This window comes from Martelella sp. FOR1707 (assembly GCF_053484265.1).
Genome location: NZ_JBAKFP010000002.1, coordinates 691,736 through 715,017, shown reverse-complemented (window position 1 = coordinate 715,017; position 23,282 = coordinate 691,736). Strand labels below are relative to the sequence as shown.

Here is a 23,282-nt window from a genome sequence, read left to right as displayed (position 1 = left end):
GCACAACGATATCAGTATATCTTTATGTCCTCAAAGCCAGGTGAATTTTGACGCATGCCTTGACCCGAGGAGAGCGGAGCGCTCTCCCCCACAATGCGTCAAAATCAGCCCGTTACCTCATTCCGCTTCAGCCGCCAGCGACTTGACCAGATCCACCAGCCGACGCCGAACCTTGGCGTCGTTGATCTTCACAAAGGCCCGGTTCAGCTGAAGCCCTTCCGAAGACGAGAGGAAATCGACCACATAGCTCGAGCTCGAAGCCTCCGCCATTCCCGCAGCGCCAACGCCCTGTTCGCCGGGTGCGTCCTCGAAAAAGAATGAGACCGGAACGTTGAGGATGGTCGAAATGTTCTGCAGTCGGCTGGCGCCAACGCGATTGGTGCCCTTTTCGTATTTCTGAATCTGCTGAAAGGTGATGCCAAGGCTCTCGCCGAGTTTCTCCTGGCTCATTCCTAACATTGTCCGGCGCAACCTGATCCGACTCCCGACGTGCACGTCAATGGGGTTCGGCTTCTTCTTGTTTTCTGTCATTGTTCGTCCTGTTTTTTTAACCTGACATAAGGGCCCAGTCACTGTGCCGGAGAGTTATGCAACCCGTCGATTGAGCGACCAAAAAGCCATAGTTGAGTGCCAAGTGAGGTCACTATGCAATTTTGGAGTAAAGCGGTCAATTCTGCGCGAAATATAAAACCATGAGATGAGTAAAGATTTGCTAATTCAGCAAATAGTGTGGCAATTTAAGGACACGCGAGACGGCGCATATCTCACAATTTCCTAACGTAAGCTGACCCTACCATCGAGTACGCCACGCCGGTCAAATGGCAGCCGGTCGATGATGCGGCCGTATCGGTCAACGATCGCCGTAACGCCGTTCTCGCCAACGCGTATCAACGGCTTGCCGGCCTCGACCGCCCGCAATCTTGCCTGGGCGAAGTGCTGGAAGGGCCCGGGCGTCCGCCCGAACCAGGCGTCATAGGTTACGTTTACCAGCGCTGACGCACCGGCCGCCTGCCCCTCCACCAGCCGCGGGAACACCGCCTCATAGCAGATAAGCGGGTACAGCGCGGCGCCATCCGGGAGCAGCAGCATCTGGCGGTTATCAACAGGAACATAGCTGCCCGGCAGTGTCGTCAGCGCCTCCAGCCCGATCGCGCGGAAGAAATCCTCGAATGGCAGGTACTCGCCGAAGGGCACGAGATGGGTCTTGCCGGAAACGGAAACGGTTCTCCCGGCATCATCCACCACATAGACGGCGTTGTAGAATTCAGGCCAGCCATCGGGTTTGCGCCCGGCAAAGCTTGCCGCGCCAAACACAAGCGTCTGTCCCGGCTTCAGCATCTCGCCGATCGCGGTGCGCGCATCGGGCCGCGCTTCGATCGTGAAGGGAAGGACGCTTTCCGGCCAAATGATGATATCGGGGCTCTTTCCGGTATATCCGGCGGGATCGGAAGAGAGCTCCAGCAGCGTGGCGAACACCCGCTCGCGGCCTTCCTCCGTGCGCCAGTCGACCTCCTCAAAAGCCGGCTGAACCAGCCGAAGCCCCACCTCGCGCCCGTCGGCAGGTTGCACGGTAGCGAGCCGGTACCAGCCATAGCCGATATCGACGGCCACGAAAACGACGGCCAGCGCCAGTCCGATACGCCGGCCGGATCGTGCGGCAAGAAGCGCGGGGCTTGCGAACACATAGACGGCAAGGCCGCTCATCACATAGAGCCCGGTCAACCGGATCGCCTGCATGAACAGCGGCGTCGGCACGGCGGTATAGGCGATCGCGTTCCAGGGAAAACCGGTCGCGACATGGCCCCGCAGCCACTCCGCCGCGACCATCGCCGCGCCGAGCGCGATCAGGCGCAAAGGCCCGGGCCGCCAGAAAGAAGCCGCCAGCGCCCCCGCCAGTCCGTAAAACAGCGCAAGCCCCGCCGGGAAGCCGAGAACGGCAAGCGGCAGCGCCCAATACGCGCCATCCTTCCAGATCGCGACGCCAAGCCACCACAGGCCGAAAACGAAGTAGCCGAAGCCGAACCACCAGCCGACCGCAAAGCCGGCCCTGAGGCGCGGCCTCAGCGCCTTGTCCGAAAGCGCGCCGTCCATGACCATCACCATAAGCGGCAAGGCGATGAACATCACCGGCGTCAGCCCGAAAGGCGCCAGCGCAAAGGTGGCCACCGCGCCAGCGGCAAACAGCATCCACCGCCGCGGCCAGCCCGAAAGGTCTGCAAGATAGGCTGAAAGCCGTTGCAAAGAAGCAGTCCTTCCGCTCGGTCAGCGCCGCCTATCGCTCGTCAGGCGTTTCGCTGTCGGTGTCCTCGTCATAGGACACGTCATGCTCCTCATGCCGGGATTGATCGCGCCCCTCCTCCTGGCTACCCGCGCGGGCAACGGAACGACGGCGCGCCGGGCCGCGCTTGCGCAATATCCTGACGCGGCGGATTCGGCGCGGATCGGCATCCAGAATATGAACCTCGAAGCCCGAAAGCTGGATCACCTCGCCGCGCGCCGGAATGCGGCCGATGGTCGAGAAGATCAGCCCGCCCAGCGTATCGACATCCTCGGCGTGCTCCCCGATCTCGAAATCGGGGCCGATCGCCTCGGCGATATCCTCAAGCTCTACGCGCGCGTCGGCGAGATAGACATCGTCGGAAACGCGGGTGAACATCGCTTCCTCGGAATCATGCTCGTCATCGATCTCGCCGATCACCATCTCGACGATATCCTCATGCGACACCAGGCCGTCGGTCCCGCCATATTCGTCGATCACCAGCGCCATCTGGGTGCGGCCCGCCTGCATGCGCTGCAACAGGTCGGAGGCGAGCATGGAGGGCGGTACGAACAGCACCGGCCGGATCAGCCCGGCTTCGACAATGGTCTTGTCGAGATTGACCTTGCCGAGGTCGAACGCGTTCTGGGCCGGCTTGGTCTGCCTCTCCGTCGGCTTGACCTCGTTCGCCTTCAACGTACCGTTCTTGGCGGCCTCGCGGGCGTTCGCCGGACGACCGCGCCTTCGTCCGCGCGCCTGCTTGGAGAGATAGGCCAAGAGATCGCGGATATGGACCATGCCGCGCGGATCATCCAGCGTTTCGCAGAACACCGGCATGCGCGAATGGCCGCAGTTTTCAAACACCAGCAGCAACTCGCCGATGGTCATCGACTGGTCCACGGCATCGATATCGGCGCGCGGCACCATCACATCCTCGACCCGCACCTCGCGGAAGGACAGGATGTTGTTGAGCATCGCGCGCTCTTCGGGCGAGAAGTCGTTGTCGCTGGAATTGTCGGGGGAAAGCGCATCCTCAAGATCTTCGCGCAGGCGCGAAGAACCGTGCCCGTTGCGCTTGAAGTACAGGAGAAGGCCCTTGAGGGGCGAGGCTGACGATTTCTGAGTATTTCTGTCCGTCTCCGGACTGTTAGGCTCGTCGAGCTCGGATCCGTCGTCGGAATCCTGACCGCTGTCACCGAGCGGCACTATCTGTTGCTGGTTCATCGTTCCTTAGGCGTTAGAGAGGGTCGCTGCCCTGATAGGGATCAGATAGGCCAAGTGTGGCCAAAATGCGAGTCTCCAGACGCTCCATAACCTCCGCATCGTCGTTTTCAATGTGATCATACCCCAAAAGATGCAGAAATCCATGCACCAGAAGATGGGTAAGATGATCGTCGAAGCTCTTGTCGAGCTCCCCGACCTCGCGCTCCACGGTTTCCCGCGCGATTACGATATCGCCGAGCATGGGCCCCGGCATTGCGCCAGGCGTTATCGGAAAGGCGGGAAAGGACAGCACATTGGTGGGCTTGTCCTTGTCACGCCACTCCGCATTGATTTCCCGTATCGCCTCATCGTCGGTAAACACCAGCGACAATTCGACGGGTTGGGCTGGAAACGGCTGCCCCTCCTCCTTTTCCAGATAGAGCGCTGCAACCCGGATCACGTCGGACACCAGCGCTTCCAGCTGCGCCTCGTCCGGCCAGCCCTCAGCCTCCCGGCTCACCTGAAAATCGAATGCGGCCATGTCAGGCGGCGCCGCCTTCATCGGTCTGCGGCGCGCGTCCCCGGCCTTCATAGGCCGCGACAATGCGGGCCACCAGCGGATGGCGGACCACGTCCTTGTCGGTAAAGCGCGTGGTCGACACGCCTTCGACGCCCTTCAGCACGTCGAGCGCTTCCACAAGGCCGGACTTGACGCCGCGCGGCAGGTCCACTTGGCTCGGATCGCCGGTGACGATCATGCGCGAATTCTCGCCGAGCCGGGTCAGGAACATCTTCATCTGCATCGAGGTCGTGTTCTGCGCCTCGTCGAGGATCACCGCCGCATTGGTCAGCGTGCGGCCGCGCATGAAGGCGAGCGGCGCGATCTCGATCACGCCCGCCGTCATCGCACGCTCCACCCGGTCGCCCGGTATCATGTCGTAAAGCGCGTCATAAAGCGGCCTCAGATAGGGATCGACCTTTTCCTTCATGTCGCCCGGCAGGAAGCCCAGCCGTTCGCCGGCTTCCACGGCCGGACGCGACAGGATGATCTTCTCGATAGCGCCGCGCTCCAGAAGCTGGGCGGCATAGGCGACGGCGAGATAGGTCTTGCCGGTGCCCGCGGGGCCGACGCCGAACACCAGTTCGTTGCGCTCCATCGCCCTTATATATCCGTCCTGGGCCGGGGTGCGGGCGGCGATCGACTTTTTGCGCGTCGATATCTGCGACATCGAAAGCCTGGCCTTGCGCTCCAGTGTCGGCAGGGTCAACTGGTCGTCAGCCGCGCGCGCCATGCGGACCGCGCCTTCGACATCGGATTTCTCCAGCTGCGCGCCCTTTTGAAGCTGGGCGTAAAGATAATCCAGCGCCCGGCGTGCCTGGTGGGTGGCGAGCGTCGAACCGCTCAGCGCCACGGAGTTTCCGCGCGCCACGGCATCGACGCCCAACTCCTTTTCCAGCAATTTCAGATGCTCGTCAAACTGACCGAACAATTCGCTGGCATAGCGATTGTTCTCGAAGGTGAGCACGAAGTGGCTGGCATCCGGGCCGGCCGGTTTTCCGTGCGATACAACCATTTCAGTAGCGGTCAAGCGGTTCTGCTCCTCGGTTCAACGCAAAGCGCTCCGCTGTCCGGGTTCAGGCCGGCAGCGTCCTCTTCGATACGATACATAGGGGATCGTTCAGTCAAAGACAGAAGGAAAACGGCAGAAATGTGAGTCTCTGTTCGCCAATCAAGCTTCATATAGGAAGGCTAATCGCGATTCTCAACTTTGTGAAGCGATTTGTATTTCGCCCCGACAAATTCATCGGACTGTCATCAATCAGGCGATCCGCACGCCGGCGAGACTGTTGGTGGCCGCATCGGTGATGCGCACCCGCACCAGATCGCCGATTTCGGCCTCTCCGCCATCAATCACGACGGATTGCAGCCAGGGCGAACGGCCGATGAGCTGGCCCGGATTGCGGCCGGGCTTTTCCAGCAGGATGTCCATTTCCATGCCGACCCGCGATTGCGCGAATTCGAGCTGATGGCGGGTGAGCATCGCCTGAAGCCGCTGCAGCCGGTCGGCCTTTTCGGCCTCCGGCACCTGATCGCCAAGCTCCGCGCCGGGCGTGCCGGGACGGGGCGAATATTTGAAGGAGAAGGCCTGGGCGTAGCGCACCTTGTCGACAAGCGCGAGCGTCGCCTGGAAATCCTCCTCGGTCTCGCCGGGAAAGCCGACGATGAAATCGCCAGACATAGCGATATCCGGGCGGGCGGCGCGGATGCGCTCGATCAGCGCCAGATATTCCTCCGCCGTGTGGCGGCGGTTCATCGCCTTCAGGATACGGTCGGAACCGGCCTGCACCGGCAGATGCAGATAGGGCATCAGCTTCGGCAGGTCGCGATGGGCCTGCATCAGCCGGTTATCCATGTCGCGCGGATGGCTGGTGGTGTAGCGCAGCCGCTCGATGCCATCGATCTCGGCAAGGTGGAACAGCAGATCGCCAAGGCCCCAGTCGGCCCCTTCAGCGCTCTCGCCGTGCCAGGCATTGACGTTCTGGCCGAGCAGCGTGATCTCGCGCACGCCGTTTTCGGCAAGCCGGCGCGCTTCATCGACAATCTGTTTCGTCGAGCGGGAGATTTCCGAACCACGGGTATAGGGCACCACGCAGAAGGTGCAGAACTTGTCGCAGCCTTCCTGCACGGTCAGGAATGCCGAAACATTCTTCGGGCGAACGCCGCGTTCCTTCTTCGGCAGGTAATCGAACTTGTCCTCGACCGCATATTCGGTATCGACGACGCGCTCGCCGGTCTTGGCCTTGCGCAGCGCCTCCGGCAGGCGGTGATAGGTCTGCGGCCCGATGACCACATCGACATCCGGCGCGCGGCGGAGGATTTCCTCGCCCTCGGCCTGGGCAACGCAGCCCGCGACCCCGATCATTGTTTCGCGGCCCTGCTTCGCCCGTTCCGCCTTCAGGTCGCGGTAACGCCCGAGCGCGGAATAGACCTTCTCGGCGGCCTTCTCGCGAATGTGGCAGGTGTTGAGCAGGATGAGGTCGGCATCCTCGATCACCTCCGTCGGCCGATAGCCGTCGGCCGCCAGCGCCTCGCCCATGCGTTCGCTGTCGTAGACGTTCATCTGGCAGCCATAGGTCTTGATGAAGACCTTGCGCTGATTGTCGACCGGAAGTGTTGTCTGTTCGCTCATGGCGGCCTTTTAACGCGCTTTGACCGCGGAGAAAATCAAAAAAGACAAAATCAAAAAATGGTCAGCGCCCGCGCAGTCGCTCGGCAAGGAGCCTGCGCATGCGTGCCTCGACTTGCGCCGCAGCTTCCTTGCGCCGGGTCTCGGCATCGAACACGACGGGTTCGCCGAAACAGACATCAACATCGAGCGCGCGCGCCTTGATGACGCCGGCAAGCGAGGGCAGCATCTCGACATCACCCGGCCAGGCGACGATCGGGCGCAGAAACCGCCCCATCGGCAGCCCCCTGATGCCGGTATAGGCGACCGCCACCGGCTGGACATGCACCTTGCCCGTAGGCGACAGCGGAACGGCGGTGGAGGCCGCGCCGAACAGCGAATACTTGATCGGGTAGATCCGGTTGCCATCAGACGTCGTGCCTTCGGGAAACAGGATGATGATCTCGCCGCCGGCAAGCCGATCGGCGATCGAGCCCACCTGCCGTCCCGTGCCGCGCTTGTCGGCGCGTTCGATGAACACCGAATTCTGCAGCCGCGCGAACAGGCCGAAGATCGGCCAGGTCTTGACCTCCGACTTGGCGATGAAGGAGACCTCGGCGACCCGTCCCAGCACCACGATATCGAGCCAGGTGGTGTGATTGGCCGACAACAGCAGCGGACGCTGCCGCTCGATCTCGCCATAAACATGAATGCGGATGCCGAGCACGAAACAGGCGACGACATGCCAGTAGCGCGGCAGCTTGCGGGCGATCTTCCAGCCGCGCCACAGCGCCAATATCTGCAATGGCGACAGGATAATGGTTGTCAGGAACAGAACGACAGCGACGTAGACATAGCGCAGATAGATCATCGCGCCCGACTCACTCGCCCCTGCCCTTGATCGGGACGCCGTAGAGCTCGAGCCGGTGATCGACGAGCTTCAGGCCATATTCGCGGGCGATCCGCTCCTGAAGCGCCTCGATCTCGGGCGACTGGAACTCGATCACCGTCCCGCTCTTCAGGTCGATCAGGTGGTCGTGATGCTCTTCGGGAAGGGTCTCGTAGCGCGAGCGGCCATCGCGGAAATCGTGGCGAGCGATGATGCCGGCGTCATCGAACAGCTTCAGGGTGCGGTAGACGGTCGAGATCGAGATGCGCGAATCAATCAGCGCGGCGCGGCGGTGAAGTTCCTCCACGTCCGGGTGGTCCTCCGCCTCCTGCAGAACGCGCGCCACGACCCGGCGCTGCTCGGTCATGCGCATGCCGCGTTCGGCGCAGATTTCCTCAAGCGTTTTGGTCAGATCGTTCATAGAGAGCGCACCGGCGGTTGAGGCCGGCAATGCCGACCGAGCGTCGTTCACGGTCTCGGGTTAGCCGAGATCGCGCCGCATGACAAGCGCGGTGGTCCGCGTCCCGTCGTCGTGGGTGTAGTAGGCCTTTCGCCGACCGACCTCGACAAAGCCGAGCTTGCGATAGAGCGACAGCGCCGCGGCGTTTTCCGCCGAGACCTCAAGCAGCATGGCGTGAGCCCCCATCGCCCGCGCCTCCTGCATCGACGCGACCATCAGACGCCAGCCGAGACCGTTGCGGGCAAATTGGCGGTCGACGCAGATCGTGAGGATTTCCGATTCGTCGCCGATGCTGCGCGCCAGCACGAACCCGGCCGCCTCCGCCCGCCCTTGCGCCGGGCGCACGATAAAGCCGTAAACCGGGCTTTGCGCCAGAAGCTTGCGGAACTCCCCCGCGCTCCAGGACGGCGAGAACCGCTTGCGATGCAGATCGGCGGCAGGCAGCAGATGTTCATCCTCAAGCCGAAAGAGATCGAATTCGGGATTACGCTTCAGGAAGGAAGGCAGCATCGGGCACCTCCCCCGTTGAAACAAAGCTCGCGACTGGAGATGGATCGAGCAAGGGCATCAACCATCCTCGCCGATCTCGCCAGCGATGAGACGACACCCGAAGGCCGGAGCTCGCTCCCGATATTCTCTCCCGCTGGCGGGAGAGATGCCCCGAAAGGGGCAGTGAGGGTGGAGCAGTGCGTCAGTCGCGTGAGGGCGCCCGTGTGGAGGCTCTCCCCCCTCACTGTCGCTGTCGCGACATCTCTCCCCTCCGGGGCGAGAAGATTGGGGGGCTTTGCGGCTGATGTATCGGCGAGAGGCATAAGCGGCCTCCTCACGCGCGAGCGACGGCGAAGCCGAGTTGCGGCTTGGCGTCGGGGGCGCGCAGATAGAGCGGCGAGACGGGCGGGCCGGGCTCAGTGCTTGCGCCGAGAATGGCGATCGTTTCGATGGTCACGCGGTCTTCCGGCATCGGCTCGGCGAGACCGGCGACGATGGCGCCGGTACCGACCGGGAGCGCCCAGTGCTCCCGGGCAACGTCGGCGAGATCGTCATAGGCATGGGCGGCGGGTTCTGACAGGGGCTTGCCGTCGGCGTCGAAAACCTGGGCGAAGGCCTCGCCGCGCCGGGCATCGAGCGTCGCCATCACGGCGCTGTCCGGCCGGGCCATGCGATGCTGATACGCAATGGAAGCCAGCGATGACACGCCGACGCACTCGGCCTTCACCGCCAGCGCCAGAGCACGCGCGGCGGCCACGCCGATGCGCACCCCGGTGAACGAGCCCGGACCGATATTGACGGCGATGCGGTCGATATCCGCGGGCTTGATGCCGGCTTCGGTAAGCGCGGCATCGATCACCGCCATCATCCGCTCGGCATGACCCTTGCCGATGGTTTCGACGCACCGGCCGATGACTGAGCCCGAGGCGCAATCATATACCACGGCCGAGCAATCCGCCTGGGCCGTATCGAGCGCCAAGATCAGCATTGCAATCCTCAGACGGCTTCGACTTCCCGCACTTCGGGAACGAAGTGATGCAGAAGGTTCTGGACGCCGTGTTTCAGCGTCGCCGTGGATGACGGGCAGCCCGAGCAGGCGCCCTTCATGTTGAGAAACACCGTGCCCTCGCGATAGCCGCGGAAGGTGATGTCGCCGCCATCCTGGGCCACGGCCGGGCGAACGCGGGTTTCGAGCAGTTCCTTGATAGTGGCCACGATGGTCTCGTCGCCTTCATCGAAGAATTCCTCGTCGCTGTCGGGATCGATCGCCGGCGAAGCGCCCTCGGCCATCACCGGCGCGCCGGACAGGAAATGCTCCATGATCGCGCCGAGGATCGCTGGCTTCAGGTGCTGCCATTCCGGAGCGCCCTTGGTCACGGCAACGAAATCATAGCCGAACATCACGCCTTCCACGCCCGGCACGGCGAAGAGCCGGGTCGCAAGCGGCGAGACGATCGCATCATCGGCGCTGCGGAAATCGGCATTGCCGGCTTCCATGACAACGCGTCCGGGCAGGAATTTCAGGGTCGCGGGATTGGGCGTCGTTTCCGTCTGGATGAACATATCCATCTCCAAATCAGTTCGGGCGGCTGGAGCGCATCCAGCGGGCACCGGTTTGCGCCGGCAAGGCGTCTTTGCTCCTATATCGGCCCTTGGGCGGGCAAACGCAAGGGTCAGCAGAGCGCATCGATATCGGCGTCGTCCAGCCCGTCGGGCAGAACCGTGACCGGTATCGTGAACGCATTCCCGCGTCCGGCGAGCATCGAGACCAGTGGCCCCGGCCCTTCCTTGGCGGGGCCGGCCGCCAGAACCAGGATCGCGATATCCCGGTCTTCCTCGACCACGGCATTGATCTCCTCGGCGCGGTCGCCCTCGCGGATCACGATTTCCGGATCGATGCCGATCGCCTCGCGCACATTCTCGGCGGAGCGGTTGGCGATCGCCTCGGCCTCTTCGCGCGCCTCGGCGCGGATGATTTCCTGAACCCCGATCCACTCCTGGGCATCGTGCTGCGGAATGATGTAGCACAGCACCAGTCCGCCATTGGAATTCTTGGCGCGGCGGCCGGCATAGCGCACGGCGCGGATGCATTCGGGCGTATCGTCGACGATGGCCATGAATTTTCGGCGATGTCCGGCCTCGCCGGAAAGACGTTTGGAAACCATTGAGTCACCCCACCAATCTCAAGAAAGCCCGCACGGCTGTTGAAGACAAGACTGCGGCTGGAGCGCGTTCGCGAGGAAAACGCTCCATCCCGTCGCTTTCGCCGCATTCCGGCGGAGGTCGGGCGTTTCCGCCCGGCTGCAAAATGCGGCAGACCGGGCCGGCCCATGCCGGCGGCCAAGCAGACATCATATCATAGATCGCAGAAAATCAAGCGCCGGCGACCTGTCAGAGCAGACCGACGATCTCGTGAACGTCCTTCATGGTCTTCTGCGCGATGGCCCCTGCCCGCTCGCCGCCATCCTTCAGGACGGCATCGATATGGCCCGGATCGGCATCGAGACGCCGCATCTCGGCGGTGATCGGCGCAAGCACGGTAACGGCGAGATCGGCCAGCGCCGGCTTGAACTGCGAGAACTGCTGGCCGCCGAATTCTGCAAGCACATCGGCCTTGGTGCGGTCCGAAAGCGCGGCGAAAATCCCGACGAGATTGTCGGCTTCCGGCCGTCCCTTCAGGCCCTCGACCTCGCTCGGCAGCGCATCCGGATCGGTCTTGGCCTTGCGGATCTTCCGCGCCACGGTCTCGGCATCGTCGGTGAGGTTGATGCGCGACAGGTCGGACGGGTCCGATTTCGACATCTTCTTGGTGCCGTCCTTCAGGCTCATCACCCGGGGCGCGGGGCCTTCGATCAACGGCTCCACCATCGGGAAGAAGGCGTGCACCGGCTGGTCGCCAACGGTGATGTCGACGCCCGTCCCGGTCGCGCGGATTTTCTTCTCGAAATCGAGATTAAATTTCATCGCGATATCGCGCGTCAGTTCCAGATGCTGCTTCTGGTCGTCGCCGACCGGCACATGGGTGGCGCGGTAGACAAGAATGTCCGCCGCCATCAGGCTCGGATAGGCAAGCAGGCCGAGCGAGGCGTTTTCGCGGTCCTTGCCGGCCTTGTCCTTGAACTGGGTCATCCGGTTCATCCAGCCGATGCGGGCGACGCAATTGAAGATCCAGGCCAGTTCGGCATGCTGCGGCACCGCCGACTGGTTGAAGACGATGTGCTTTTTCGGATCGATGCCGGCGGCGAGATAGGCGGCTGTGATCGCGCGCGTCTGCCCCTTCAGGTCGTCATGCACAAGCTGCGCGGTGATCGAATGCATGTCGACCACGCAATAGATGCAGTCCATCTTGTCCTGAAGCGCCACGAATTTTCTGAGCGCGCCCAGATAATTGCCGAGATGCAGATTGCCGGTCGGCTGGACGCCGGAGAAGATTTGCGGCTTGAATTCACTCATGTCAGTTCTCTTTCGGACGGGTGGAAGGCCCGGTTGGTCGGGTTTTGCTGGCAGCGCTTATGCACCGCGGCGCGCGGCGCGTCAAACTGAGAAGCGGTCCTATCCGCGGCGGCGGCGGACGAGCTTCATGATCAGCGCCCGGTTGACACCGCCGGTAGCGAGCACCAGGCCGAAATAGACCACCGTGGCGATCGCGATCAGGATCAGCACCCCGCCAAGCTGCTGCGTGAAATGCGCCCCCGGCGCAAACCAGGCCGAAAGCTTCACCGCCGTGAATTTCACCGCCGCCGCCATCGCCGCGCCGCTCAGGACGATCAGCGGTATGCGGCGCATCAGCAGGCTGTCGAACTTCAGATGACCTGAGATCACAAGCGTGGTCGCCAGCAGAACCACATTGGTCCAGCCCGAGACCACCTCGGCAAGCGCGATGCCGCGTTCGGCGAGGATCGGAAACAGCGAGATGGCGAGAACGGAATTGATAGCGACCGCGATCATGGTGAAGCGCATCGGCAGCTTGGTGTTCTCGCGGGCATAGAAGGCTGGCTGCAGCGCCTTGGTGAGCGCGAAGGCCGGTAGGCCGAAGGCGTAGACCGTCATGATCGCCGCCACCAGCGTCGTGGTCTCGGGCGTGAACGCGCCGCGCTCATAAAGCACCCGCGTGATCTCGGTCGAGATCATCATCAGGCCGAACGCCGCCGGGACGGTGAGGAACAGCACGAATTCGATGGTGCGGTTCTGGATGTGCCCGGCTTCCTTGAAATTACCGCCCTTCAGCGCCCGCGACAATTCCGGCAGCAGCACCACGCCGCCCGCCACGCCGACGACGCCGAGGGGCAACTGATAGAGCCGGTCGGCATATTGCAGCGCCGAGATCGCGCCGTCCTTGCCGGAGGCCACCGCCTGGCCGATCAACTGGTTGATCTGGATGACGCCGCCGGTCACCGCCGCCGGCACGGCGAGCGCGACGAGCCGCCGGATCTTCGGCGTTATCTTCGGCATGCGCAAGGTGAAGCGCATGCCCGCGCGCCTGACGTCAAACCACACGACGGCGAGCTGGATGATGCCCGCGCCAAGCACGCCCCAGGCAAGATATTCTGCCATCATCTGCGGATCGGCCTTGACCCAGACGCCATAGCCCAGCACCGCGATCAGCACGATATTGAGAAACACCGGCGCGATCGCGGCGGCGAAATAGCGGTGCAGCGAATTCAGCATGCCGCTCATCATCGCCATCAGCGACATGCAGATCAGATAGGGAAACATCACCGAGGACAGCCGCACCGTCATCTCGAACTTGTCGGCATCATCGGCAAAGCCGGGCGCGATGATGAAGCGCACAAGGAGCGGCATCGCCAGTTCCATCACCACGGTGATCAGGAACAGCGCCGTGAACAGAACGCCCAGAACCTGCTCGGCGAAGCGCTTGGCGCCCTCGACCCCGCTTTCCTCGATCTCCTTGGAAAACAGCGGCACGAAGGCGGCGTTGAACGCGCCTTCGGCAAACAGCCGGCGAAACAGGTTGGGAAAGCGGAAGGCGGCGTAGAACACGTCGGCCATCGGGCCGTTACCAAGCGCTGCCGCCATCATGGTTTCGCGCGCGAACCCGAACAGACGGCTTGCGAATGTGGCGCCGCCGACGGTGGCGAACTTGCCGACGAGGCTCATTTTTCGCGCCCGTCCTTTGCCTCGACGCGGCGCGCGCGCGTGCCGTTTTCGGCCGGCAGCAGCATGCCGGGCGGCATGCCCCTGCGGTAATCGTCGCCCTTCTCTTCGAGCACCGCCTTCATCCGCTCGACGATCGCCGCCTGCCGGCTCTCGCTGGTGATCTTGGCGCCGACGAGATCGGTCACGTAGAAACTGTCGATCACCTTCTCGCCGAAGGTGGTGATCCGCGCCGTCTGGATATCGAGCGAAAGCTCCGACAGCGTCTGCGTCACATCGGCAAGCAGGCCGGTGCGGTCAAGGCATTCGATCTCGATGACGGTGAAGATATTGGAGAGCTTGTTCGACACCGACACATGGGTCGGCACCGAGAACGGCCGCACCGAGCGGCGCTCGCGCTGGCGCGCGGCAATCAACTGGTTGAGGTGCTTGCGGCCGGACAGCAGGTCCTCGATCAGCTTGCCGATCGTGTTGGCGCGCCGCAGCTCATCGGCGTCATCATCGAAGGCGCGGTTCAGAAGGATGGTGTCGAGCGCGCGGCCATCCGTGGTGGTGAAGATCTGGGCATCGGCGATGTTCGCCCCGGTCGCGGCACAGGCGCCGGCGATGATCGACAGCAGACGCGGATGGTCCGGCGCCAGAAGCGTGAGCTCGGTGATATCGTGGAACGCATTGGTGCGCACCATGGTGGAGAACAATTGCCGCGACTTGTCAGCCTCGCGGATAAACCGCGCATGGCGCACCTGATCTTCCAGCGGCACCGAGAGAAGATAGTTCTGATATTGCAGATTGGCGTATTTGCGCCGCTCGGCATCTTCCCAGCCGTTGAGCGAATCCTCCAGCAGCTCGACGGCGCGCTCGGTCCTCGCCTTGCGGGAAACGGCCGAGAAGCCGCCGGAAAGCAGGATCTCGGTTTCGTAATAGAGCGTGCGCAGCAACTGCCCCTTCCAGCCGTTCCACACATCCGGCCCGACGGCGCGGATATCGCAGACGGTCAGGATCAGCAGCAGATTGAGCTGGTCGAGCGACTGGACCTTGTCGACGAAATCGACAACCGTCTTGCGGTCGTTGAGATCGCGGGTCTGCGAGGTCATCGACATCAGCAGATGATATTCGATAAGCCAGGCGACAAGTTCGGTCTGCTTCGCCGTCATGCCGAAGCGCGGGCAGAGCTTGCGCGCGACGCGAGCGCCGGCGATCGAGTGATCTTCCTTGCGGCCCTTGGCGATATCGTGCAGCAGCACCGCGACATAGAGCACCGTCCGGTCCTGGACCGACTGGATAAGCCTTGCGGCCAGCGGGTGAAGCTCGGAGTGCCCGCCCGAATTGTCGATCTCCGACAGCACGGCGACCGCACGGATCAGATGCTCGTCGACCGTGAAATGGTGATACATGTTGAACTGCATCATCGACACGATCCGGCCGAATTCGGGGATGAAGCGGCCGAGCACGCCGGCCTCGTTCATACGCCTCAGATAGAGCGCCGGATCGTTGCGCGAGGTCAGGATCGACAGGAACAGCCGGTTGGCCTCCTCGTTTTCCCTGAGCTCGGCATTGATCAGGGACAGTGAGCGCGTCACCACCTTCAAGGCGTCCGGATGGAATTCGAGGTCGTTGATCACCGCGACATAGAAGAAGCGGATGATGGCGACCGGGTCCTTCTTGAACACGTCCGGCTCGGCAAGCGCGATCCTGCCGCTGTCGGAGACGAATTCGAGCGAGCCCGCTATCTTGCGCTGCCGCTTGTAGAGCTTCGACCAGACCACCTGCCCGATCGTCGGTGAGGCCTTGGCCTGCTGTTCCTCGAGATCGGAGCAGAAGATGCGGGTGAGATCGCCGACGTCCTTGGCCACCAGGAAATAGTGCTTCATGAACCGTTCGACTGCCGAAAGTCCGGGCCGGTCCTGATAGTCGAGAGCGGCGGCGATTTCGGCCTGCACGTCGAATGTCAGCCGCTCCTCGGCCTTGCCGGTCAGGAAATGGAGGTGGCAGCGCACCGTCCACAGGAAGTCCTCGGCGCGCAGGAACAGTTTCAGTTCCTGGCGAGACAGAACGCCGAGCTCCACAAGCTGTGCGGTATCGCGCACCCGGTAGTAGTATTTGGCGATCCAGAACAGCGTGTTGAGGTCGCGCAACCCGCCCTTGCCCTCCTTGACGTTGGGGACCACGAGATAGCGGGTATCGAAGGATTTCTGATGGCGCTGATCGCGTTCGGCGAGCTTTGCGGCTATGAAATCCGGACCGGTATCGGCGACCACTTCCTTGTCGAAGCGCCGCTCCAGCGTGTTGGCCAGCGCCTTGCGCCCGATAATGTAGCGCATTTCCAGGATCGAGGTGCGGATGGTCATGTCCGCCTTGGAAAGCTTGATGCACTCCGTCACGCTGCGGGTCGCATGGCCGACCTTCTGGCCCATGTCCCAGAGCATGTAGAGAATATATTCGATCGCCTTCAGCGTATCGGCCCGGTCGGTTTCCTCGATCAGGAACAGAAGGTCGATATCGGAGCCGGGCGCCAGCGTGTCGCGGCCATAGCCGCCGACGGCGGTGATCGCGAATTCCTTGCGGGTATCGGGAAAGATCGTGCGGGTGACCAGATCATGCAGCGCGATCAGCATCTGGTCCTCGAGCCAGGAGATGCGCCGCGCGCATTCCAGCCCGCCGCCATCGGCTTTCAGCAATTCATAGGCGCGGGCGCGACCGGTGGCGTTGACCTCCTTGAGGCGCGCCAGTATCGCCTGGCGCGCGGCATCCGGATTGCCGTCATTCTTGCGCGCGATCGCGCGCAGTTCATTGCGAAGCGCCGAAGGTTCGAACACCTCCGTCATGGCATAGGAATCGGCTTGTGGCGGCGCGCTCTTAACAGTGTTCTGCGCCGCGCGCTCGCGCTGCTCTGCCCGTTTTGTCTGCATAGACCTGCCTTTTCATCGGCGGTTCTTGCGCCGCCGCAGGTTTCTTAAAGCAAATCACTCATCAATGGAAACGGCATCCTGCATTTTCCGCTTCAGCGCGTAGAGCGTTTCCAGCGCCTCGCGCGGGGTCATGTCGTCGGGCCGGATATCGGCGAGCATGGCTTCGACCTCGGAGGCTTTCGGCGCGGGCTCGGGCGCGCGCATGGCGGACTGGAACAGCGGCAGGTCGTCGATCAGGCTCGCGGCCGGGTTCTTGCGGTCGGCGTCCTCCAGCCGCGTCAGCACGTTCTTCGCCCGCTTGACCACAGCGGCGGGCAGGCCGGCGAGCCGTGCGACCTGAATACCGTAGGAGCGGTCAGCCGCGCCCGGCCCGACCTCGTGCAGAAAAACCACGTCGCCCTTCCACTCCTTGACCCGCATCGTCGCGTTCACAAGGCGCGAAAGCTTTTCCGAAAGCGCGGTCAGTTCGTGGAAATGAGTCGCGAACAGGCCCCGGCAGCAATTGACGTCGTGGAGATGCTCGACCGCCGCCCAGGCGATCGACAGCCCGTCGAAGGTCGCCGTGCCGCGCCCGATTTCGTCGAGAATCACCAGCGAGCGCGGGCCCGCCTGATTGAGGATCGCCGCCGTCTCGACCATCTCGACCATGAAGGTCGAGCGCCCGCGCGCCAGATCGTCGGAGGCGCCGACGCGCGAAAACAGCCGGTCGACAATGCCGATATGGGCCTTTTCCGCCGGCACATAGGCACCGATCTGGGCGAGGATGGCGATCAACGCGTTCTGGCGCAGGAAGGTCGATTTACCGCCCATATTGGGACCTGTGAGCAGCCAGAGGCAGCCGTTATCGCCCGTAACCGGCGACAGCGTGCAATCATTGGCGACAAACGGCCCTGCCGATTGCTTGCGCAACGCCTGCTCGACGACGGGATGCCGTCCGCCCTCGATCTCGAAGGCGGTGGTGCCGTCGACCTGCGGCCTGCAATAGGCCTCCGCCTCGGCGAGCACGGCAAGGGCTGCCGAGACATCGAGGATCGCGAGCGCATGCGCGCCCTGCTTCAGGCTTTCGGCAGCCGCCACGACATTGCGGCGGAGCGTTTCGAAGGCTTCCAGCTCGATCGCCAGCGCCTCGCCGGCCGCATTGGCGATCCGGCTTTCCAGATCGGCGAGCTCGGCGGTGGTGAAGCGCATCGCGTTCGCCATGGTCTGGCGGTGGATGAACTTCGCCTTGGCCGCATCGCCCTCGGTCAGCGCGCGGGCATTGCCGGCGGTGACCTCGATGAAATAGCCGAGCACGTTATTGTGCTTGATCTTCAGCGCCTTGACGCCGGTTTCCTCGGCATATTGCGCCTGCAGCCCGGCGATGATCCGGCGGGACTTGTCGCGCAGCCCCCGCGCCTCGTCGAGCGCGTTGTCCGCGCCTTCGCGCACGAAACCGCCATCGCGCTTGAGGAGCGGCAGCTCCTCGTCAAGGGTTGCGGCAAGCTGCTGCTCAAGGTCATGCGGCAGCGCCTCAAGCGATGCCAGCGCTGCGGAAAGTTCGGCCGGCAATTCAGCCCCGGATAACACATCGGCGATCGCGCGGGCAACCGTGAAACCGCGCTGGATCGCGCCGAGATCGCGCGGGCCGCCGCGATCGAGCGCAAGCCGCGACAGCGCGCGCGGCATGTCGGGCAACTGCTTCAGATGGTCGCGCACGGCATCCGAGCGCGCCACGTCGGCAAGAAAGAAACCGACCGAATCGAGCCGCGCATGGATGGTGTCGACGTCCGTCAGCGGCGACATCAGCCGTTCGCAGAGAAGGCGCGCGCCGCCGCTCGTCACCGTGCGGTCGATCGCCTTCAGGAGCGAGCCGTCGCGCCCGCCGGCCATGGTGCGCACCAGTTCGAGATTGGAGCGGGTGGCGGGGTCGATGAACATCGCGCCGGACGCGCCGTCCTGCTCGGGAATGCCGATCGGCGGGCGTTCGTTGATCTGGGTCTTTTCGACATAGGCGACGGCCGCGGCAGCGGCGGAAAGCTCCGGCCGAGAGAACCGTCCGAAGCCATCGAGCGTGGCAACGCCGAAGAACCGGCCAAGACGGTCCTGCGCGGTCGCGCCGTCAAACAGCACGGCCGGCTGCGGCGAGACCGCGCGGCCCAGAAGGTCGAAGATCGGGCGCAGCTTCTCATCGGCAAACACGGTGTCGGCGACGACAAGTTCGCGCGGCTCCACGCGCATGATGTCGGCGGCGAGCCTACCTTCTGAGGAGGCGCAGACGCGGAAGACGCCGGTGGAGATATCGATCCAAGCAAGGCCGTAATTGCTCTCCCCCTCGCCGCCCTTCACTCGCGACAGCGCCATCAGGTAGTTGCTTTCGCCGGGCGCGAGCAGCTTGTCCTCGGTGATCGTGCCGGCCGTCACCAGCCGCGTGACGTCGCGCCGGACCACGGATTTCGAGCCGCGCTTCTTGGCCTCGGCCGGGTCCTCGGTCTGCTCGCAAACGGCGACCCGGAAGCCGAGGCCGATGAGCTTCTGCAGATAGTCGTCGGCGGCATGAACCGGCACGCCGCACATCGGAATATCGCGGCCAAGATGCTGGCCCCGCTTGGTGAGCGTGATCGACAATGCGCGGGCCGCCTCGACGGCATCGTCGAAGAACAACTCGTAGAAATCGCCCATCCGGTAGAACAGCAGCAGATCGGGGTTTGCGGCCTTGATCTCGATATACTGCTCCATCATCGGCGTTGCCGATGCCCGGCTTTCCTCGGAGATCAGTTCTTCGGTCGGAATACGATTATCGTCTGCCACGGCGCACGCTCGAAATGAAGGGAATTGCCCTCTTCATCTGTCACGATTTCTTGCGGCTCGAAAGTGTCGGCGGCAAGAAAGCTGGGCAAAACGTGATGGTGGGGGTGATCGCAGGCGGTCCGATGCGTTCCTGCTGGAAGTTCAGCCGATTTTACGGGGCATATTGCCGCCGGGGCTTGGCAGCCCACAATCTCTCCCCTTGAGGGAGAGATGCCCCGACAGGGGCAGAGAGGGGTGAAACCTATCCGAGAGCACAGCGCTTGCGGCTTATGCCCATACCCCTCTCTGTCGCTTTCGCGACATCTCCCCCTCAAGGGGGGAGATTGTTGGGGGGCTATGCGGTTTACGCCCGAAGTCTGATCAGCTTGCGAACCGACCGGCGTCGGCGCCGTAGTAGTTCAGGTAGCGGTCCGAGATCGAACTGATGGGAAGCACGATCAGCACGTCGGTGGTGTTGAAGGCGTGATCGATGACCGCGCCATCGCCCACCATCGCGCCGAGACGCAGATAGCCCTTGATCAGCGGCGGCAGGCCGGTGAGCGCGCGACGACCGGAGGCCTCTTCCGCCGGCAGCAGGTTCATGTCGACGGCGAGTTCAGGCCGGGCGGCAACCGCCCAGTCGCCGGTGGCGCGGGCGTTGTGATGCAGGAAGGACAGCGCCATGGCGTGGTCAGCGGGATCGGTGCCATGGAAGGAGGCGCAACCGAACATCACGCCGATATCATGCTTCAGCGCATAGGCCCAGTTGCCCTGCCAGAGCAGTTCCACCGTGCGCTTGCTGCGGTAATCGGGCAGCACGCAGGAGCGGCCAAGCTCCATGAAGCGGACTTCGGGATGGCGGGCGACGAGGTCGGCGGTCTGGAATTCGGAATCGGAGTAAAACCCGCCATGCTCCATCGCCACTTCGTGGCGCAGCAGGCGGTAGGTGCCGACGATCTGGTCTTCGGGCACGCCCTCGATCTTGTGGTCGACGACCAGAAGATGGTCGCAGATATCGTCCCAGCGGTCGAAATCGCGCTTGGCGCGCATCGCCTCTTCCGGCAGGCGGGCCTGCATCTCTTCCACGAAAACGCGGTAACGTATGGATTGAGCGGCATCGATCTCCGCGGCGGTCTCGGCAATCCGGGTCTCCAGACTGCCGATGCGGCCAAGCACGTTGTTACCGGCCACCGCGATCGAAGCGTCTGCTGGGACCGATGGTTGCAGAAGATCAAGGACTTCCATCGTCATCGCACGTTCCGGATCATTTGTCTTGGGTGTCATAAAGCACTTTACTGCGACAGGTTCGTGACAGCCGCATCCCGTATTCTGAGGGCGGGAGAAGGTCTGGCTCAACGCCTCCCCGCGCCGTTTCCGTGCTATCCGGGCAACCGCCCGACTGGAAGAAACTGTAATACATGGCGGTGGCGAGGTCCAGCCGCTTTTGACGAAACGCCAATAACGGTGTCAGGCCAGAGGGCCTTTCAACTCATTGAATGGCAAGGTTTTCTGCTAATATACCCGCCGCTGACCCTCAGGCCCTGTCCTTGCCCGATCCGTTTAGCAGGAACTCCTGGATGAAGATCATCACCGCGCCGACGGTGATGTAGCTGTCGGCGAGATTGAAGATCGGAAACGTCCAGTCGCCGACATGGAAGCGGATATAGTCGACGACGTGCCCATAGATGAAATGATCGAGAATATTGCCGAGCGCGCCTGAGACCACCAGCGCGAAGCCGATAAGCGCGAACACCTGCCCCGGCGCGGTGCGACGCCAGAGATAGATCACAACCGCCACGATCACCAGCCGCATCGCCACCAGCGCCCAGCCATTGGTGTCGGAGAGCAGCGAGAACGCGATCCCCGGATTGTAGGTCTTGAACAGGCCGAGAAAAGGCAGCACGTCATAGGTTCGGTGCAGCGGCAGATAGACCTCGACCGCGTATTTGATCACCGCGTCGATGAGAACGGCGATCACGATGAACAGGACGGCGGGGCCCGGGCGGGAAAGCGAAAACTTCATCGGCCGGGCTCCTCAAGCGACAGAAGATGGCGGCGGGCTTCATAGAGCATCACCGCGGTGGCGACGGCCAGATTGAGCGAATCGGCCCGGCCCTGCTGCGGGATGCGCGCGAGCCTGTCCGCGCCCTCGGCAAGGTCAGGCGGCAGGCCCTGCTGCTCATTGCCCATCAGCAGCACGATCGGCTTCTTGGCATAATCGATGGTGCGGTAATCGACGGAGCCGGCAAGATGGGTCGCGACGATTTCCGCGCCGCTTTTCCTCGCCCAGTCGAGGAAGGCCTTCGGCTCGGCGCGCGAGACCGGCAGCGCGAATACCGATCCCATCGTCGCCCGCACCGTTTCCAGCGAAAACGGATCGGTGGTCTCGCCGACCAGGATGATGCCGGATGCGCCGGCGGCATCCGCCGTGCGGATGATGGTGCCGAGATTGCCCGGATCGCGCACCCGGTCGAGCGCGATATAGGTCTCGTTCTTCTGCGGCGCGATCTCGGCAAGCGGCCTGTAGTGACTTTCGAAGACGCCGGCCACCATCTGCGGATTGTCGCGGCGCGTGATTGCTCCAAGCACCTTTTCGGAGACTTCGAGCACCAGCCCGCCGGAGGCGACCGTCTTGGCGGCGGCCTTTTCCACCGGGGCCTTGCCCTTGGCAGCCTTGGCGTAGATCAGCGTGCGGATCGTCCAGCCGAGTTCCAGCGCATCGATGATCAGCTTCAGCCCCTCGGCCAGAAAGGTGCCGCTTTCCTCGCGGTGCTTCTTTTGGCTGAGCGCCCTGATATCCTTGATGATCGGGTTGGAGAGGCTGGTGACCTCCTTGACCGTGCCGACGCGCGGCGCGCGTTCCTTCTCGAAGCTCATTGTGGCAACCACCGCGCATAAAGGGATGTGGAGAGCGCCCTGCCCGGCTCGGTTCCGGAAAGCCCGCCCTCGCGGATGACGAGTTCGCCCGATTCGACCACGCCGCCGAAGCCGCGCATGGTCTCCATCATCAGTTCGTGGACCGAGTGGAAGCTGGCGCGGATCGAATAGGCCGTCAGCACCAGACCCAGTGCATCGGGCTTCAGGATCGCGCGGCAGAGATCGAGCATTTTCGGAAGGTGCTCGAACAACTGCCAGACCTCGCCATTGGGGCCGCGGCCGAATTTCGGCGGGTCGGTGAGGACGATGTCGTAGTGGTTGCCGCGCCGCTCCTCGCGCTCGATGAATTTCATCGCGTCGTCGCAGATCCAGCGGATCGGCTTGTCGTTGAGGCCCGACAGCGCCTGATTCTCGCGCGCCCAACCGATCGCCTTCTTCGAGGCATCGACATGGGTCACCTCGGCGCCGGCGGCCGCGGCCACTAGTGAGGCGACTCCGGTATAGCCGAAGAGGTTCAACACTTTCGGCTTTGCGCCCCCGCGCTGTCCGGCAGTCTCCAGCACATCGCGCATCCACTGCCAGTGGGCGATCTGTTCGGGAAACACGCCGACATGGCGAAAGGCGGTGAAGCGGCCGAGAAAATCGATATCCATGATCCGAAGCGGCCAGGTCTCGCCCAGTGCCGCCTTGGGGAACTGCCAGCGGCCCATGCCCTCCTCATCGGTATCGCCGGTAAACACCGCATCGGCATTCGCCCAGACCTTCTCGTCCAGAAGCGGCGGCCACAGCGCCTGCGCCTCGGGGCGCACGATGCGGTAGTCGCCGTATTGCTCGAGCTTCAGCCCGTGGCCGCTGTCGATCAGGTGAAAGCCATCGGCCGAAACCGATTCGAGAATATGGGGAACGCGCTCCGCCGGCCGCTCGCCGGGCTTCATCGCAACCCATTGCGGCTCCGGCTGACTTCTCTTGCGCTCGGCCGGTTCGCGGGCCTCGTCGCGGCGGCGCGGGGCCTGGCCGCGCTGCGGCTTGGACGAAGGCGCATTGCGACGCTCGCTCCTGCCGGGCTTGCGGCGTGTCTTGTCCTGTTTCGGAGGCGTCATGAGAGGCCGTTATCCCGGATTGGTCGAAAGCTCGCGGTTTATCAGCCCTG

20 protein-coding genes are annotated in these 23,282 nt (G+C 63.3%); all 20 read right to left on the bottom strand.

What is annotated here, in order from left to right; all coding sequences use genetic code 11:
• Positions 1-117: 117 nt before the first annotated feature.
• The gene (locus V6765_RS07330) at positions 118-531 is read right to left on the bottom strand and encodes a helix-turn-helix domain-containing protein (RefSeq protein WP_230720642.1); all 414 of its coding nucleotides are present in this window, start codon (positions 529-531) and stop codon (positions 118-120) included.
• Between the two features lie 243 nt (positions 532-774).
• Positions 775-2,241, bottom strand: a complete 1,467-nt coding sequence (gene lnt / locus V6765_RS07325) for an apolipoprotein N-acyltransferase (RefSeq protein WP_448427460.1) — start codon at positions 2,239-2,241, stop codon at positions 775-777.
• Positions 2,242-2,272: 31 nt separating this feature from the next.
• Positions 2,273-3,481, bottom strand: a complete 1,209-nt coding sequence (locus V6765_RS07320) for a hemolysin family protein (protein WP_448427459.1) — start codon at positions 3,479-3,481, stop codon at positions 2,273-2,275.
• Between the two features lie 13 nt (positions 3,482-3,494).
• A complete protein-coding gene (ybeY, locus tag V6765_RS07315) occupies positions 3,495-4,001 on the bottom strand; it encodes an rRNA maturation RNase YbeY (protein WP_448427458.1) in 507 nt (168 codons plus the stop codon).
• 1 nt (position 4,002) lies between these two features.
• On the bottom strand, positions 4,003-5,034 hold the full coding sequence (locus V6765_RS07310) for a PhoH family protein (RefSeq protein WP_448427590.1): 1,032 nt from the start codon (positions 5,032-5,034) through the stop codon (positions 4,003-4,005).
• Between the two features lie 246 nt (positions 5,035-5,280).
• A complete protein-coding gene (gene miaB, locus V6765_RS07305; protein WP_448427457.1) occupies positions 5,281-6,651 on the bottom strand; it encodes a tRNA (N6-isopentenyl adenosine(37)-C2)-methylthiotransferase MiaB in 1,371 nt (456 codons plus the stop codon).
• Positions 6,652-6,712: 61 nt separating this feature from the next.
• Positions 6,713-7,498: a lysophospholipid acyltransferase family protein gene (locus tag V6765_RS07300; protein WP_448427456.1), complete on the bottom strand. Its 786-nt coding sequence runs from the start codon at positions 7,496-7,498 to the stop codon at positions 6,713-6,715.
• A 10-nt stretch (positions 7,499-7,508) separates the two neighbouring features.
• Positions 7,509-7,937, bottom strand: a complete 429-nt coding sequence (locus tag V6765_RS07295; RefSeq protein ID WP_026173597.1) for a Fur family transcriptional regulator — start codon at positions 7,935-7,937, stop codon at positions 7,509-7,511.
• Positions 7,938-7,997: 60 nt separating this feature from the next.
• Positions 7,998-8,486, bottom strand: coding sequence for a GNAT family N-acetyltransferase (locus V6765_RS07290; RefSeq protein WP_448427455.1), 489 nt, complete (start codon positions 8,484-8,486; stop codon positions 7,998-8,000).
• A 313-nt stretch (positions 8,487-8,799) separates the two neighbouring features.
• The gene (tsaB, locus tag V6765_RS07285) at positions 8,800-9,453 is read right to left on the bottom strand and encodes a tRNA (adenosine(37)-N6)-threonylcarbamoyltransferase complex dimerization subunit type 1 TsaB (RefSeq protein WP_448427454.1); all 654 of its coding nucleotides are present in this window, start codon (positions 9,451-9,453) and stop codon (positions 8,800-8,802) included.
• Positions 9,454-9,461: 8 nt separating this feature from the next.
• Positions 9,462-10,028, bottom strand: coding sequence for a NifU family protein (locus tag V6765_RS07280; protein ID WP_448427453.1), 567 nt, complete (start codon positions 10,026-10,028; stop codon positions 9,462-9,464).
• A 110-nt stretch (positions 10,029-10,138) separates the two neighbouring features.
• Positions 10,139-10,630: a universal stress protein gene (locus tag V6765_RS07275; protein ID WP_448427452.1), complete on the bottom strand. Its 492-nt coding sequence runs from the start codon at positions 10,628-10,630 to the stop codon at positions 10,139-10,141.
• Between the two features lie 226 nt (positions 10,631-10,856).
• Positions 10,857-11,918: a tryptophan--tRNA ligase gene (gene trpS, locus V6765_RS07270; protein ID WP_448427451.1), complete on the bottom strand. Its 1,062-nt coding sequence runs from the start codon at positions 11,916-11,918 to the stop codon at positions 10,857-10,859.
• 99 nt (positions 11,919-12,017) lie between these two features.
• Positions 12,018-13,583 carry a murein biosynthesis integral membrane protein MurJ gene (murJ, locus tag V6765_RS07265; RefSeq protein WP_448427450.1) on the bottom strand — a complete coding sequence of 522 codons (1,566 nt, stop codon included), beginning with the start codon at positions 13,581-13,583 and terminating at the stop codon, positions 12,018-12,020.
• Complete coding sequence (locus tag V6765_RS07260) at positions 13,580-16,489, bottom strand: [protein-PII] uridylyltransferase (RefSeq protein WP_448427449.1); 2,910 nt, start codon at positions 16,487-16,489, stop codon at positions 13,580-13,582. Before V6765_RS07260 ends, murJ begins: the two co-directional genes overlap by 4 nt.
• A 54-nt stretch (positions 16,490-16,543) precedes the next feature.
• Complete coding sequence (mutS, locus tag V6765_RS07255; protein WP_448427448.1) at positions 16,544-19,276, bottom strand: DNA mismatch repair protein MutS; 2,733 nt, start codon at positions 19,274-19,276, stop codon at positions 16,544-16,546.
• Between the two features lie 360 nt (positions 19,277-19,636).
• On the bottom strand, positions 19,637-20,500 hold the full coding sequence (locus V6765_RS07250) for a GNAT family N-acetyltransferase (protein WP_448427589.1): 864 nt from the start codon (positions 20,498-20,500) through the stop codon (positions 19,637-19,639).
• Positions 20,501-20,789: 289 nt separating this feature from the next.
• Positions 20,790-21,278, bottom strand: a complete 489-nt coding sequence (lspA, locus tag V6765_RS07245) for a signal peptidase II (RefSeq protein ID WP_448427447.1) — start codon at positions 21,276-21,278, stop codon at positions 20,790-20,792.
• Positions 21,275-22,132 (bottom strand): TrmH family RNA methyltransferase, encoded by an 858-nt coding sequence (locus tag V6765_RS07240; RefSeq protein WP_448427446.1) that lies wholly within the window; start codon positions 22,130-22,132, stop codon positions 21,275-21,277. The genes lspA and V6765_RS07240 overlap by 4 nt, the downstream gene beginning before the upstream one ends.
• Positions 22,129-23,232, bottom strand: coding sequence for a class I SAM-dependent methyltransferase (locus V6765_RS07235; protein WP_448427445.1), 1,104 nt, complete (start codon positions 23,230-23,232; stop codon positions 22,129-22,131). Before V6765_RS07235 ends, V6765_RS07240 begins: the two co-directional genes overlap by 4 nt.
• Positions 23,233-23,282 lie beyond the last annotated feature (50 nt).